14 protein-coding genes are annotated in these 14,490 nt (G+C 63.2%); 5 read left to right on the top strand and 9 right to left on the bottom strand.

The genetic code is table 11. The features are described from left to right. Positions 1 to 133: 133 nt before the first annotated feature. Positions 134 to 610, top strand: a complete 477-nt coding sequence (locus VGO12_RS17810) for an Lrp/AsnC family transcriptional regulator (RefSeq protein WP_327514072.1) — start codon at positions 134 to 136, stop codon at positions 608 to 610. Between the two features lie 21 nt (positions 611 to 631). On the opposite strand, the gene VGO12_RS17805 is transcribed toward VGO12_RS17810, so the two are convergent. Continuing rightward, positions 632 to 2,329, bottom strand: a complete 1,698-nt coding sequence (locus VGO12_RS17805) for an ABC transporter ATP-binding protein (RefSeq protein ID WP_327514071.1) — start codon at positions 2,327 to 2,329, stop codon at positions 632 to 634. A gap of 263 nt (positions 2,330 to 2,592) precedes the next feature. Between VGO12_RS17805 and VGO12_RS17800 the strand changes: the two genes are divergently transcribed. Next, positions 2,593 to 3,051, top strand: a complete 459-nt coding sequence (locus VGO12_RS17800; RefSeq protein WP_327514070.1) for a hypothetical protein — start codon at positions 2,593 to 2,595, stop codon at positions 3,049 to 3,051. A 14-nt stretch (positions 3,052 to 3,065) separates the two neighbouring features. Then, positions 3,066 to 3,596: a MarR family transcriptional regulator gene (locus VGO12_RS17795; protein WP_327514069.1), complete on the top strand. Its 531-nt coding sequence runs from the start codon at positions 3,066 to 3,068 to the stop codon at positions 3,594 to 3,596. A 7-nt stretch (positions 3,597 to 3,603) separates the two neighbouring features. On the opposite strand, the gene VGO12_RS17790 is transcribed toward VGO12_RS17795, so the two are convergent. Both VGO12_RS17790 and VGO12_RS17785 read right to left on the bottom strand, forming a co-directional pair. Further along, the gene (locus tag VGO12_RS17790) at positions 3,604 to 5,439 is read right to left on the bottom strand and encodes an ABC transporter ATP-binding protein (protein WP_327514068.1); all 1,836 of its coding nucleotides are present in this window, start codon (positions 5,437 to 5,439) and stop codon (positions 3,604 to 3,606) included. A gap of 48 nt (positions 5,440 to 5,487) precedes the next feature. Beyond that, complete coding sequence (locus VGO12_RS17785) at positions 5,488 to 6,687, bottom strand: aminotransferase class V-fold PLP-dependent enzyme (protein WP_327514067.1); 1,200 nt, start codon at positions 6,685 to 6,687, stop codon at positions 5,488 to 5,490. A 283-nt stretch (positions 6,688 to 6,970) separates the two neighbouring features. Between VGO12_RS17785 and VGO12_RS17780 the strand changes: the two genes are divergently transcribed. Continuing rightward, a complete protein-coding gene (locus VGO12_RS17780; RefSeq protein ID WP_327514216.1) occupies positions 6,971 to 7,708 on the top strand; it encodes an IclR family transcriptional regulator in 738 nt (245 codons plus the stop codon). Between the two features lie 15 nt (positions 7,709 to 7,723). Here VGO12_RS17780 and VGO12_RS17775 read toward each other — a convergent pair whose 3' ends face one another. The 5 genes from VGO12_RS17775 to VGO12_RS17755 all read right to left on the bottom strand — a co-directional run bounded on the left by VGO12_RS17775 (position 7,724) and on the right by VGO12_RS17755 (position 12,936). Next, positions 7,724 to 8,239 carry a RidA family protein gene (locus VGO12_RS17775; protein WP_414650742.1) on the bottom strand — a complete coding sequence of 172 codons (516 nt, stop codon included), beginning with the start codon at positions 8,237 to 8,239 and terminating at the stop codon, positions 7,724 to 7,726. 22 nt (positions 8,240 to 8,261) lie between these two features. Then, the gene (locus VGO12_RS17770) at positions 8,262 to 9,473 is read right to left on the bottom strand and encodes an amidohydrolase/deacetylase family metallohydrolase (protein ID WP_327514066.1); all 1,212 of its coding nucleotides are present in this window, start codon (positions 9,471 to 9,473) and stop codon (positions 8,262 to 8,264) included. A 3-nt stretch (positions 9,474 to 9,476) separates the two neighbouring features. Beyond that, on the bottom strand, positions 9,477 to 10,346 hold the full coding sequence (locus VGO12_RS17765) for an ABC transporter permease (RefSeq protein ID WP_327514065.1): 870 nt from the start codon (positions 10,344 to 10,346) through the stop codon (positions 9,477 to 9,479). Next, a complete protein-coding gene (locus VGO12_RS17760; RefSeq protein ID WP_327514064.1) occupies positions 10,346 to 11,287 on the bottom strand; it encodes an ABC transporter permease in 942 nt (313 codons plus the stop codon). The genes VGO12_RS17765 and VGO12_RS17760 overlap by 1 nt, the downstream gene beginning before the upstream one ends. 119 nt (positions 11,288 to 11,406) lie before the next feature. Continuing rightward, positions 11,407 to 12,936, bottom strand: coding sequence for an ABC transporter substrate-binding protein (locus VGO12_RS17755; RefSeq protein WP_327514063.1), 1,530 nt, complete (start codon positions 12,934 to 12,936; stop codon positions 11,407 to 11,409). A 247-nt stretch (positions 12,937 to 13,183) separates the two neighbouring features. Here VGO12_RS17755 and VGO12_RS17750 point away from each other — a divergent pair, with 247 nt between their 5' ends. Further along, a complete protein-coding gene (locus VGO12_RS17750) occupies positions 13,184 to 13,885 on the top strand; it encodes an aspartate/glutamate racemase family protein (protein ID WP_327514062.1) in 702 nt (233 codons plus the stop codon). Between the two features lie 71 nt (positions 13,886 to 13,956). Here the strand turns inward: VGO12_RS17750 and VGO12_RS17745 are convergent, their stop codons facing one another. Beyond that, the gene (locus tag VGO12_RS17745) at positions 13,957 to 14,250 is read right to left on the bottom strand and encodes a hypothetical protein (protein ID WP_327514061.1); all 294 of its coding nucleotides are present in this window, start codon (positions 14,248 to 14,250) and stop codon (positions 13,957 to 13,959) included. Between the last annotated feature and the right edge of the window lie 240 nt (positions 14,251 to 14,490).

The following is a 14,490-nucleotide window of genomic DNA, read 5'->3' as shown; positions in this document are numbered from 1 at the left end:
CTCCGTGTGAAAATTGTAGGCGAAGGATAGGTGAAGTCGCGTGAAAGGTGCTCTCTAAGTTGATATTCCTATTTCACCAAATCGAATAGAATTCCGATCTAGTTTCGCTTTTCTTCAATGCGGTGGATAAAAAATGAAAGATTCTTCCGATGAGGATTTTGACAGGATCGACCTCAAGATCCTGCGTGCCCTGCAATCCGAGGGACGGCTGACAAACGCAGACCTCGCCGAGCGGGTCAATGTCAGTCCTGCCACCTGTCATCGGCGAACGCAGAGGTTGTTCGAAGAGCGCTACATCACCGGCGTGAGGGCCGAGGTGGCGCCGGCGGCGGTTGGCCTTGGAGCTCTCGTGATGGTCGGTGTGGTGCTCGACCGCTCGACGCCTGAGAGTTTTGCGGCGTTTGAGGGCGCGGTGCTGGAAATGAAGGAAGTGCTCGACTGCAATCTCGTTGCCGGCGACTTCGACTATCTCCTGAAGATACGGGTTCGCGACATGGCGGACTTCAACAAGCTGCACGGCCAGAAGCTGATCGCGCTGCCGGGCGTGCGCCAAACGCGCACTTTCTTTGTGATGAAAGAGGTCAAGGAAAATGCGCGTCTTCCGTTCTGACCGAAAACGGTCGCGCCTTCCTCAAGCCTGCACTGTCTCGGGTTGCGCCCTTGACGGCTTGCTTCCGCCAAGCGTTACGACCGTGTCGCTTGCGGCAATCACGGATCGTCGATGGGTGATGGCGATGACGGTCACATCGAGGGCCAGCTGCCGGATATGGTCCATGATGTCGCGCTCGGTCGCCTCGTCGAGTGCCGAACTCGCTTCGTCGAGAAACAGGATGGCGGGGTTGCCGTAAAGCGCACGGGCAATGGCGATCCTCTGGCGCTCGCCGCCCGAGAGCTTCAGGCCGCGCTCGCCGACAGTCGTGCCGAACGCCTCGGGCAGGGCCTCGATAAAGGGCAGGATCGCGGCCTTTTCGGCCGCCTGACGCAGACGTTCATCGTTTTTCGGACGCCCGAGCAGGATGTTGTCTTCGAGGCTGTCGTTGAGCAGCACGACATCCTGCGGCACGATCGCCACCGCGCCATACCAATCGGCACGGTCGATGTCCGCGAGGTCGATGCCATCGACAAGGATCTGTCCCTCGTCGGGTTCGAGGGATTTCAGCGCCAGCTTGAAGATGGAGGATTTTCCGGAGCCCGTTTCGCCGACAAGAAAGGTGATGCCACCCCGTCGGGCAACAAAACTGACGGCATTCAGGCCGCGACCGTTGCCATAGGTGTAACCGACCTTGTCGAATGTCATGTGTCCGCTGCGCGGGGTAAAATCCGGTGCATGCGAGACCTGTCGCTCCTCCGCGGCAGCCCACATGGCGGCCATCGGAAGAAGCCCTGCGCGGGCGCGGGCGACATCGTCGATCGCCTGCGCGATCATCTCGAAGGGCATGTTGAGCTGAAGCAGAAGCGTGTTGAACAGGACAAGCTCGCCGATCGACAGGGCGCCGCTCTCGTAGCGCGGGAGCAGCAGCGAGAAGGTTGTCGCAAACTGGATGGATAGCCCGACGCCCAACAGAGCGATCGAACCGATGCGCTGCAAAGCATAGGAGCGCCCGTGGTCGCGCGCCTCACCTGCTTTCGCCGAGAACCGCTGGCTCACCCACGCATGGCTGCCGAAATGCCGCAACGTTTCCATGGCGTTCATGGCGTTGCCGACGAAGCGGGCATTCGCCTGGCCGGCTTCGATCGCTTTTTCGAGATGAACGCGGGCGCGCCGCGCCGATATCAGCGTGACCGCGATTGCCAGCAGCCCGTAAACCACCGTGATGACGACCACTTCGGCATTGATGAGAGCGCCGAGGGTGAATAGCGCAAGGACGATCTGGGTTGTCCCGGGAATGAAGGTGGCGAGGCCAAGCTCGACCAGGGTGGCCAGCGCACCGCTGCCGCGGGCGCTTGCGTTTTGAATTTGCGCCGGATTGTGTTCGACGAAGAAGGCTGCCGTCTTTTTCAGGATGCGCTCGAAGAAACGCGTGCTGGCGATGAAGCCGAGGTTCTCCGACGTCATGAACGAGAGATATTGCACCATGTGCTGGAGCGCCGACGACAGGCCGAGAAGCACGGCATAGAACACGAACCCCCAGAAAAGGCCCGGGACAAGCGCATCCTGCGGCAGCCGGTCGATCAGCCTCGAAAAGACATAAGGGGCGGCGACGCTGCTGATGCTCGATACGAGGACGATTGTTGCAACGGCGAGCAACATCCAGCGGTCGGATCGCCAATAGGCGCGAAGCACCTCGGAGATCGGTCGCAGCAGGGCGGGCTTGTTGTTGGGCGACATCCGGATGCTCCGACTCAAAAGGAAAGTCTAGCGTTTACTCATAGGTGTGGCGGAAGAGCGGCGCAACGAATGAGAGCGCTCCCGCCCGTTGGTATTCCGGCCCCGCACCGGCATCGCCGGTCGGCCGTTCTGGCAGCGCGGCGTCATTTCGTGAGCGCGTTCGAGCTGGCGCGCGTCGACGCGCAATGTCATTTATCTTGATCATCAAGATACTTCATGGTAAAGATTATTTCGCCTGGAAAACCTGAGCAGGAGGATGGCGCGTGATCTCTTTTTCGGTTGCAACCGTCGGCCTGGCGAGCGCCTTGGCGCTTGTCGGTGTCGGTGGTGCGCTTTACGAATTTTCCGTCGTCGACCCCTCGTGGCCGCGCCGCCCGGACCTCATCCAGCCTGGCCGCGGCGGTATCTCGCGCCGCCGCTTCTGGATCCCCGCGCATATAGCCTTCGAGCTGGCGCTGGTGATGGCGCTCGTTTCGAACTGGCATCAGCCCGATGTGCGTTTCTGGCTGCTCGCCGGTCTCGCGAGCCACACCGTCATGCGCCTCTGGTCGGCGTTCGATTTTATCCCGAAGGCGCTGGCGTTCGAACGCGTCGATGCTGCAGGTTTCGATGAAAAGGCGGCGCTCAGCTGGAGCCTAAGAAGCCGGCTGCGTTTGCCGCTCGATCTGATTACCAGCGGCGCAATCCTTGCGGCCCTTGCTACAGCCCTTTCAACCGCGTGAGCCCGGAGATGGCGATGGGACCTGACGATAGCGACGAGCGCGCAGCGCAAAAACAACAGCGCATCGACGACGTGGACCGCAGCGTGCGCGAAATGGGGGCTCAGAGCGTGATGACGAGCCAGGCGGTCGCCGACCGTTTCGGGCTTCACACGACGGACCTCGAATGCCTTGATCTCATCTATCTGCGTGAGCGCGTCACGGCCGGAGAACTCGCCGCGGCCGCGGGGCTCACGTCAGGGGCCACGACCGCGCTCATCGACCGGCTCGCGCGCGCGGGCTATGTCGAGCGCACCGCCGATGCCGCCGACCGTCGTCGTGTCTATGTCCGCATCCGCCCGAAATCCGTCGCCCCGATCAAGGCCGTCTACGAGCCCATGCAGCAGCGCATGTTTCAACTGTGGTCGCGCTACGATGCCGACGAATTGACGCTGATCGCCGATTTCCTCACCCGCAGCACGGAACTCGCCAAGGCCTGCGTCGAGGAAATTCGAACGGGCGCGCCGCCGGCCAGCCGGCGTGGGCCGCGTGGAGGCGGGCGGAGCTGACGGCCACTTACATCTGGACGAAGTGGTCCTCGGCAATCTGCTGGTAACGCCGCTCGACCGGTACATAGTCGGGTGCACGCAAGGGGCTCTTGAGCTCGTCGCTGGCGACGCCGCGGCGTGTATGCCGACGGGTCGGGTCGGCGATCGGTACGGCGGCGATCAGCTTTTTCGTATAGGCGTGTTGCGGGTTCTCGAACACCTGGGCGCGCGATCCGATCTCGACGATCTCGCCGAGATGCATGACCGCGACGCGGTGGCTGACCCGTTCGACCACGGCCATGTCGTGCGAGATGAAGAGATAGGCAAGACCGAGGCTTGCCTGCAGGTCGAGCAACAGGTTGATCACCTGCGCCTTGATCGAGACGTCGAGCGCCGAGACGGATTCGTCGGCGACGATGACCTTCGGGTCGAGCGCGAGCGCCCGGGCGATGCAGACGCGCTGGCGCTGGCCGCCGGAGAATTCGTGCGGATAACGGGCCGCCATGTCGGCCTGGAGGCCGACCCGTTCCAGCAGGTCGGCAACCCGCTCGCGCGCCTGGCGCGGCGTGCCGAGCTTGTGCTCGAGATAGGGTTCGGCGATCGCAGCACCCACCGTCATGCGCGGATTGAGGCTGGCGAAAGGGTCCTGAAAGATCATCTGCATGGTGCGGCGCATGTCACGCAACGCCTTGCGGTCCATGGACAGCACGTCGTTACCGTCAAGCGTCACCGAGCCGCTTTCCGGCTCGATCAGCCGCATGATGGCGCGACCCGTCGTCGACTTGCCGCAGCCGGATTCGCCGACGAGCGACAGTGTCTCGCCCGGCTGCAGGCTGAAAGAAACATTCTCGATCGCGTGCACGCGACCCTTGAGCTTGCCGAGCAGGCCGGCATGGATGTCGAAGCGCTTGACGAGGTTCTTGACCTCGAGGATCGGCTTGCGGCCGGATTGCACCGTGTCGGTGGCTTCAGCCACGGCGTTCGGCAGGCCCGTGCCCGGATCGATGACCGGAAAGCGCATGGGCTGCAGTTCGCCCTTCATCGAGCCGAGCATTGGCACCGCCGACAGAAGTGCACGCGTATAGGGGTGTTTCGCCCTGAGGAAGATATCTTCCGTTTGGCCGGTCTCGACCGCGTCGCCACGGAACATCACCACGGTGCGGTCGGCGATTTCGGCAACGACGCCCATGTCGTGGGTGATGAAGAGGACCGAGGTGCCTTCCTCTTCCTGCAGCACCTTGATCAGGTCGAGGATCTGGCCCTGGATGGTGACGTCGAGCGCCGTCGTCGGCTCGTCGGCAATCAGCAGCTTCGGGCGGCTCGCAAGCGCCATGGCGATCATCACGCGTTGGCGCATGCCGCCAGAGAAGCGATGCGGATACTCGTCGAAGCGTGAGGCAGCCGATGGAATGCGGACCTTTTCCAGGAGGCGAATGGTCTCCGCCCTGGCATCGGCCTTCGACATCGGGCTGTGGCAGAGCAGCGCCTCGGAGATCTGGTCGCCGATGGTGAACAGCGGGTTGAGGCTGGTCATCGGTTCCTGAAAGATCATGGCGACGTCGTTGCCGCGCACGCGTCGCATCTCGCTTTCGGGCAGGTCGAGGATGTTGCGCCCGCCCATCATCACCCGCCCCTCGACGCGGCTCGTTTCCTTCTGCAGGAGCCGCATGATTGACAGCGACGTCACGCTCTTGCCGGAACCGGATTCGCCGACGATCGCAACGGTCTCGCCAAGCGCCACCTCAAAGGAGATGTCGCGCACCACCGGCTTCCAGGCGCCATCCACCAGGAACGAGGTCGTCAGGTTCTCGACGGAGAGAACAGGCGGGACCGGATGGCCCCTGGCGATTGCGGTGTCAGTCATGTCGGCTCCTCCGCCTGTGTCTTCGCGTCTTGTCGGTCTCGGGTCGGGTCAGTCGGGCCAGCGCAGCAGGCCGGCAAAGCGCCGGGCGTTGCGCTCGCTGAGCGGGGTGGCGATGATCTCGTTGGAGGCGCGCGCCTTGTCGAGCTCTTCGCCAATCCTGATCGCAACCACCTTTTCCTGGCCCGGATGCAGGTTGCACGGGTCGAGGTAGAAGTAATTGTGCTCGGCCTCGTGGTCGCGCACGATGATCGGCGGCGTGCCGCGGGCAAGCGCGTCGGCGAGATCCCAGGCGGTGATATGGGCCTCCTCAGGGTCGATGTTGACGCGCAGGCGGTCGAGCGGGTTCTTGGTCGGATCGGCCTCGATCACCGGCCTGATGCCGGGGCGGCCATCGAGGGCTTCATGCCAGAGGCTGAGGTAACCGGTTTCGCGCTCACGGATGGCGGCGTGGTCGCGCTTTTCCCAGGCCTCGAGCGCCGCCATCACGCCGAGCATGCTTTCCTTGCCGACCTTCATGCCGCGGCCGAGCCCGAGGTTCTGCAGGAAGGTGTTGCGGACCATTTCCTTTTTGCCGGCGACGATGCCGGCGGTCGGGCCGCCCAGGAACTTGTGGCCGGAGTAGAGCACGAGGTCGGCACCGTGCTCGAGGAAAATGCGCAGGTCATATTCCGAGGCCGCGTCGACGATGACGGGCACGCCCTTCGAATGGCAGACCTCGGCAAATTCCTTGAGGTCCAGAAGTCCGTACTGCACGACGTGGTGCGAGATCACATAGACGGCGCAGGCGGTGCGCTCGTTGATCGCGCCTTCGAGATGGTAGCGATAGGCAGAGGTTGCCTGGCCGACCAGCACGGGCTTGGCGCCGGCGATGCGGATCGCCTGGTCGACAGGTGCGCCGTAGCTGACTACATGACCCATCTGGATGAGAACCTCGTTCTTGAGGCCGGTCGTATCCGGCAGGCGCTCGATCGCGGCCAGATCGGGGCCGGTCATGCAGCCTGCGATGGCAAGGCTGATACCGGCGGAGCAGGAGGCTGTGACAAAGCCGGCTTCGGCACCCGTCAGCCGTGCAATCACCGGGCTCACCTTGCGCTGCAGATCGTTGATCTCGACGAATTGCGGCAGTATGGCTGTCATCGCCGCGATCGCTTCCGGGACCACGATCGATGCGCCGAGGCCTGTCATCGTGCCGGAGACGTTGATAACGGGACGAAGTCCGAGAGCTTCGCGAATGTCACGGTCAGGCATAGTGGTCTCCATATGAGTGTCTGGCAGGCGATTTTCTGGCGGTCGAAACGGATAGACTATTCCGTTTTCTCGGAATATCTACCATAGTAATGAAGTATTGAGGCTCGTCGTCGCGTTCTCCCGACACCGTCTGCGGATTGGCGAGGACGAAGCCCGGAATTTTTCCGGTGATGCGCAGACAGGCTTGCGCAGGAGTGGACCATTGGACAAGACGACGACCGGCGCCGAGCCGAATGACGACAGCGAAACCACCGGAAAGCCGCGTCGCTCGCGCGTGAGCGGCATGGACCGCGCCCTGCAGGTGCTCGATTTCCTCTACGAAACCGGCGCTCCGAGCGGTGTCTATGCAATTGCCAAGGCGGTCGGCGCGCCGCTGTCGACGGCCTATGTGATCGTCGACGACATGGTCGAGAAGAACCTGCTCAGCCGCGACGCCGATGGTCTCGTCTGGCTTGGCGACCGACTCTATCACTATGGCCTCGCCTATGCGCGCTCGCTCGACTTCCTCGGTGTTGCCACCCGCGAGATGCACGACCTCGGGCGCGAGGTGTCCGAAACCATCCAGCTTTGCGGCCGCGACGGTGACTACATGCAGGTGCTGGCCATGGCCGACGGTCCCGGCCATTTCCAGGTGACCTCCCGCGTCGGCACCCGCGTGCCGCTCAACTGGACGGCATCCGGCCGCCTGCTGGTCGGTCATCTGCCAGCCGATGAACGGCTCGAGCTTTTCCGCCGCTGCGCCCGAACCTCGCCGACCGGCCGCGCCGATATCGATCCGGCTGCGCTTTCCGCTCAGGCCGAGAGCGCGCTCACGGCACGGCTTTCCATCCAGGCGGGCGAATCCGATTACGCGGTCGCCTGCGTCGCGGCACCCATCCTCGACGACAAGGGCAATTGCGCCGCCACGATCTCGATCGTGCTGCCCGAGCAGAAAATCCTCGACGACCGGGCGTTCTATGCCGATCACGTCAGGGTTTCCGCCGAGCGGATCGAAAAGATGATGGGCTGGCGCAGCCATTGATCCGACCTCCCGTCGTCACTCGTGAAGAGCGACGATCGCCTCGATCTCGACGGTGATGTTTCCGGGCAGAGACCCGAATCCCACCGCCGAGCGGGCATGCTGGCCCGCATCACCGAAGACGTCGACCATCAGGTCCGAGCAGCCGTTGATGACGCGCGGGTGCTCTTCGAAATCCGGCACGGCGTTGACCATGCCGAGCAGCTTCACGATGCGTTTGACGCGGCCGAGATCTCCCAGCGCGTCATGCATCACGGCGAGCAGGTTGATGCCCGTCAGCCGTGCATGCTCATAGGCGCTCTCGATATCGACATCGGCGCCCACCTTGCCGGCATGCAGGTGTCCGTCGACTTCGCGCGGTCCCTGTCCGGAGAGGTAGAGGATGTTGCCCTCCTGCACATGGGTTACGAAGTTGGCGATCGGCGGCGGTGCCGGCGGTAAGTCGATGCCGAGGGCCTGAAGGCGCTCATAGGGCGAGACGGCGGCAGGGCTGCCTTTTTTCTGGTCCAGACTGTTCACGCGATGTCCTGTCATTGCTGTATTCTGTCGTCCCGAGTCAGCGATAGCTGAAGCCATGGCTGTGGTCGGTGCATTCGATATGCTGCGGCTGGTAGCGGTTGGCTGCGACCACTTCGGTACCCATCACCGCAAAGCGCGGCTCGAACAGGCGGTTGAGATGGGCCTCGGCCCCCAGCGAATCGAAGACCCTGAGCTCCGACTCGACGAGATCGAAGAGGGTGAATTCGGCGCGTGCGCCGACGCTCAAGAGATTGTCCATATCCAGGCGGATCACCGAGGCAGGCGCCTGGGTGACGGCCTCGACCACCTTCTCGAAGGGCATGCCGACGCTCAAGAGTTTCGACATCGTGGTGCCGAGGTCCCAGACCGACTGGTTCATGCTGCGCAGGTGCACGTCGGTCGAGATCGAGAAGGGCAGCAGCCCACGCGCGATCGCCACTTCCGCCACGCGGAAGGAGAAGGACGCACCACCGTGGCCGATATCGAGGCGGATGCCTTCGCCCGCGCAACGTTCGGCAAGCTCGAACAGATCCTCGTCCTCGATGATGCTGGAGCCGGCCTTGCCGTTGAAGCAATGGGTGACGATGTCGCCGGGGCCGAGGATTTCGAGCACTTCGTCATAGAGCGCCGGCGGTTCGCCGACATGCACCATCATCGGGATCTTCAAGATCTTGGCGATCTTCTTGCCGAGCTTGACCGGGGTGACGCCCCAGGAACCGGTGATCACGTGGCTGGCGCGGACTTTGAGGCCGACGATGTGCTCGCGGTTTTCCTGGTAGCAGGCGATGATGCGATCGATGTCGATCGAGCGGATATCGGAGAGCTCGCTGACGCGGTTGCAGGCGACGAGACCGATCGAGCCGAGATTGAGGAACGCCTTGATGCGCTCGCGCGACGGCTCGATGATGTATTCGCGAAAGCCGTGGAAATTGGCTTCGCCAGCCGAGCCCGCATCGACGATGGTGGTGACGCCGCGCTCCATGCCGCAGAGCTGCGGGCGCACGGATATGTCGGTGCCGCCGTGCCAGACATGGGCGTGCAGGTCGATCCAACCGGGCGAAATCCAGGCGCCTTTGCCTTCGATGCGCCGGACATCGCCTAACGCTTCGAGGTTTTGATCGAGGGCCGCGATGCGGCCGTCGCCGTCGACGAGGATGTCGATCGTTTCTGCCGGCGCGGCCATGCCGAAGGCGACGGGCTTCACCCGCCGGATCAGCACCGGACCAGCGCTGTTGGTTGCGTTCGTCATGACTTAGAGGTCCTTTCTGAGGCGGGGATCGAGCATATCGCGCAGGCCGTCACCGACCATCTGCAACGACAGTACCGAAAGCACGATGGCGATGCCGGGGAAGAGCGTCACCCAGTCGGCCTGGCCGATATATTGGCGACCCGAGGCGATCATCGTGCCCCAGGTCGGGATTTCCGGGCTGACGCCGACGCCGAGGAAGGAAAGCCCGGCTTCGGCGAGCATCGCATGGGCAAAGAGGAAGGTGCCCTGCACCAGGACTGGCGACAGCAGATTGCGCAGCACGTGCCGGGTCATGATGTGCGGCGTCGAGATGCCGAGCGCGCGCGCCGCCTCGACATAGGGAAGCTCACGGATCACCAGCGTTGAGGCGCGCACGACGCGGGCAAGCCTTGGCGCATAGACGATGCTGAGCGCGATGATGACTGTTGTCAGCGAGGGCCCGAGGGCGGCGACCAGCGCGATCGCAAGCAGGATGTCGGGGAAAGCCATCATCGCGTCGATGACGCGGGCGATCGGCGTGTCGAGCTTCGGAAAGAAGCCGGCCAGCAGCCCAAGCACGACGCCGATCACGGTTGCGAGCGTGACGACGGCAGCGCCGACCAGCAGCGACAGGCGGCCGGCATAGATTGTGCGCGAGAAGACGTCGCGGCCGAACTCGTCGGTGCCGAAGAACCATTGCAGGCTCGGCGGCTGCAGCCGGTTGACGATCGACAGCTTGCCCGGCGCATAGGGCGCAATCAGCGGCGCGAAGATTGCGAGCAGCACGAAGACGGTCAGCACGATCAGGCCGAAGGCGACGGTCTTGCGCTTCAACAGCCGGCGGATGAACTTGCGGCCTTCGCTCTCGGTGGGGGCAGATACGGAGATAGCCATCAGTAGCGCACCCTTGGATCAACGAGGAGATAGAGCATGTCGATCGCGAAATTGATCAGCACGTAGAGGGCTGCAATCACGAGCAGGGCGCCCTGGATGACCGGGTAGTCGCGGCGGAGCACGGCGGAGACGACGAGGTTGCCGACGCCCGGGAGGCCAAAGACCGTCTCGGTGACGACGGCGCCGGAGATCAGCACTGCGGCCGTCAGGCCGATGATCGTGAGGATCGGAATCAGCGCATTCTTCAGCGCGTGTTTCATCACCACCTTGCGTTCGCCGAGACCCTTGGCGCGGGCGGTGCGAATGAAATCATCGCCGAGCACGTCAAGCATCGAGGCGCGGGTGAAGCGCAGGATCAAGGCCGACGAAACCACGCCGAGGGCGATCGCCGGCAAGGTCAGGTGATACATGCGCTCGGCAAAGGAGGATCCCGGGCCGCCATAGCCGGAGACGGGGAACCAGCCGAGACGCACCGCCAAGATCTGGATCAGAATGAGCCCGAGCCAGAAGCTCGGAATGCTCGCCGCCAGCATCGCCAGCGTCGTCGCCGCCTGGTCGACGAAGGATCCGCGCCTGTAGGCGGCGTAGATGCCGATCGGCAGAGCGATGGCGCAGGCGATCAGGATCGAAAACAGGGTCAGGAAGAAGGTCGGTTCGGCCCGTTCGGCCAGCGCCGAGGTCACCGGCTGGTTGAGGAAGATCGACTGGCCGAGGTCACCCTGAAGCAACTGCCCGATATAGTAGACATATTGCAGGCCCAGCGACTGGTCGAGGCCAAGCCGGGTGCGCAGTTCAGCGATGTCTTCCTGGGTCGCTTCAGGTCCGAGCATGACGGCGGCCGGATCGCCGGGCGTCACGCGGACGATGACGAAGACGATGGTGACGACGATCGCCATGACGACGATCATGCCCATCAGCCGCTGGAAAATGTAGCGTAACATGGTGGCCTCGAACCTTTGCTTGAGCGCTCCGCCGCGAGAGGAGGCAGAGCGACGCGCCCCTTCAGGCGGACGCCGGACTTGCGTCCGGGCATCCGCCGAAGTCCCTTGGGAGGGGGAGCTTACTTCTTGATCGAAGCGTTCCAGAAGTACGGCCACGGGGCCGGCGAGACGCCGTCGAGCGTCTTGGCCTTGGCCGAAAGCGCGTTGAAGTCGCCGATCTTGATGAAGGGCACTTCCTCGAAGATCACCTTCTGCACGTCGGCCCAGAGTGCCACGCGCTTGGCCGGGTCGGATTCGGCGTTGAAGGCGTCAACCGCCTTGGCGCGCGCCGGCGTGTCCCAGTTGCCGGGGGCCTTGGTCGACATCATGCCGATCAGGGCCGGTTCCGGCAGGAAGGGGCTGTGGGTGATGTAGATGTCCCAGAGCGTCGGGTCGGCACGGCGCTGGGTCAAGGTCGCCCAGTCGACCACCTGCAGATCGACGGTGAAGCCGGCGAGCTTCAGATACTCGGCGGCGACCTGCGCCATCTTGTAGTGGAACTCGTACTGGCGGCTCGTCAGGATGCGCAGCGGCTCACCCTTGTAGCCGGCCGCCTTCAACAGTTCGCCGGCTTTTTCCGCGTCGGCGATGTTGTAGGCGCCTTCGGTGCCGGCATCGGTTCGCCAGGTGAACTGCGACGGGTAAAGGGCGGCGTCGAGCGCATAGAAGTCGGTGGTGCCGAAGGCGGCAGCCATCATGTCTTCCATGCTGAGCGAAGCGCGGATCGCCTTGCGAAGGTCGAGATTCTTGGTCATGCCGTTGCCGGAGTTCAGGACGAAGACCGGCCAGCCGAAGGGCTGCAGCATCACGGGTTCAGAGGCGCTCGACCCCTTCACGCGCTCGAAGGATTCGACCGGCAGGGAATCGACATAATCATACTGGCCGGAGACGGCCGCCTCGACGCGGGTGTTTGGGTCCGGCACCGGCACGAAGCGGATTTCGTCGGCATATTGGTGGCGGGCGCCGCCATAGCCGTTGGCTTCGCCTTCCGGCGATTTGTAGGCGTCGTAGCGGGTCAGCTGGATGTACTGGTCCGCCTTGCGTTCTTTCAGCTGATAGGGACCGGTGCCGACAAAATCGGTCATCGGCTCGGCCTGCTTTTCCGACGGCAGCACGATGGCCGCGGAGTTGTTGAAGGCGAGCAGTGACACGAGCGGCGCGTAAGGGGTGGCGAGCGAGATCTTAACCGTCAGCGGGTCGACCGCTTCGATGCCTGAAATCGTCGTTGCTGTCTGCTTGCCGCGCGATGCGACCTTGGTCCAGCGCTCGAGCGAGGCGACGACGTCCTTGCTGTCGAGGTCGGTACCGTCGTGGAACTTGACGCCTGGGCGCAGCTTGATCGTGTAGGTCTTGCCGTCGGCGCTGATCTCCGGAAGGGCTGCAGCCAGAAGCGGGGTTGGCTTCCAGTCCTTGTCGAAGGTGTAGAGCGTCTCGAAGATATGCTGCGAGACGATGCCGACGAGATCGGCGGTCGAAGCCATCGGGTCAAGTGTCGGCGGCTCGCCGACGGTCGCGACATTGATGACGCCGCCCTTTTCCTGGGCGAAGGCGAAGGGCGCCGACGCCGCGAGTGCCGTGCCGATAAGCAATGCAAATTTAACTGATTTCATATTTTCTCCTCCTAATATTCCATAGTTATGCTATGTCGTTCTTTATTTTGGAATATAAAACGGCACCAAACCGGAATTGTCAACCGCCTGTCGTCGTCCGGTCACGGACTTTAGTAGGGGGGCGCTTACGCAAGCGGGCCGGTTGTTCGCTGCAACCGCCCGGCGTCATAGACCTTTTCGGCTTGCGGCCGCTTTCGTCATCGCCGCCGATTTGTTACCTCGGAGTGCTTGCAAGAGGAGACGTCAGGTGAAGGTTATCGGGCTGATTGGCGGCATGAGCTGGGAGAGCTCGGCCGAGTATTACCGCATCATCAACGAGACAGTGCGCGACCGCTTGGGCGGCGTGCATTCGGCCAAGTCGCTGATGTGGTCGATGGATTTCGGCGAGATCGAACGCCTGCAACACCATGGCGACTGGCCGGCGCTGACGGAGGAGATGGTGGGTGCGGCGCGTCGGCTGGAGGCGGGCGGCGCTGATTTCCTGATGATCTGCACCAACACGATGCACAGGATGGCCGACGAGGTTTCAGCCGCGGTGTCGATCCCGCTCCTGCACATCGCCGATCCGACGGCAGAAAAGATCAGGGCGGCGGGCATCCGCAAGGTCGGATTGCTCGGCACCGCCTTCACGATGGAGCAGGATTTCTACAAGGGCCGGCTGGCGGAGAAGTTCGGTCTCGAGGTGCTGGTTCCTGGACCTGATGACCGCGCGCGGGTGCACGAGATCATCTACCGCGAACTCGTTGCGGGCATCGTCAAGGACACATCCCGTGACACCTATCGCGCGGTCATTGCAAGGCTCGTCGATCAGGGCGCTGAGGCGGTGATCATGGGATGCACGGAAATCATGCTTCTGATTTCGCAGGCCGACAGCACCGTTCCGGTTTTTGATACGACGGAGATCCACGCGCTGGCCGCCGTCGACCTGGCGCTTGGCGAGGCTCGTTAGGCGCGTTGTGAAGGGCCGACGGCGAACCGCCGTCGGCAGCTGCTTGGAAGCTGGACGTCAGGTGGCCACGCCTAGTGCAGCGTGGCGGTTTGCGGCTCGCCCTGAAACAGGCTGAGCAGCGCGATGCCCTGCTGCAAAAGCAGCTCGGCGGCCGGCAGATTGCCAACCACCAGGTCGTCGGCACAGCTGATGATGATGTTGGCGAGGCTGATCGAATTTTCCGCGAACCTGTCGTCGCCGATCTCGTAGGCCTTCTCGGCGGTGGCTTCGAGAGCGTCGACGACGAGTGCCATCATGTTCGAGCGCTCAAGCGGCGTCATGGCTTCAAGGGTCTTGGCGTCGAGTGACTTGTCTGAATGCTGCATGATTACCTTCCCTGTTGTTCAGATCGAAACCGGCTGCGCCGGCTCTAGGCCGGGGGAGACGTCTACGACTGGGATTGGATCAATGAAGGGAGCCGGCGTCGAACGCGGCTTCTGTCCTTATAAATCGTCAAGTGAGGCGGCAGTTGCAAGGTATGGCTACCATGCAGCGGCTGCATGGGTCGCAAGCCCCTGCCTTCGACCGCCGGTTCCTGCCGAGACGCGTGCAGACGGCGCTTCGAT

This window comes from Ensifer sp., from assembly GCF_035999135.1.
Lineage (GTDB): Bacteria > Pseudomonadota > Alphaproteobacteria > Rhizobiales > Rhizobiaceae > Ensifer.
Note: the sequence above shows the minus strand (reverse complement) of the source record. Positions and strands in the feature narration are given on the sequence as shown.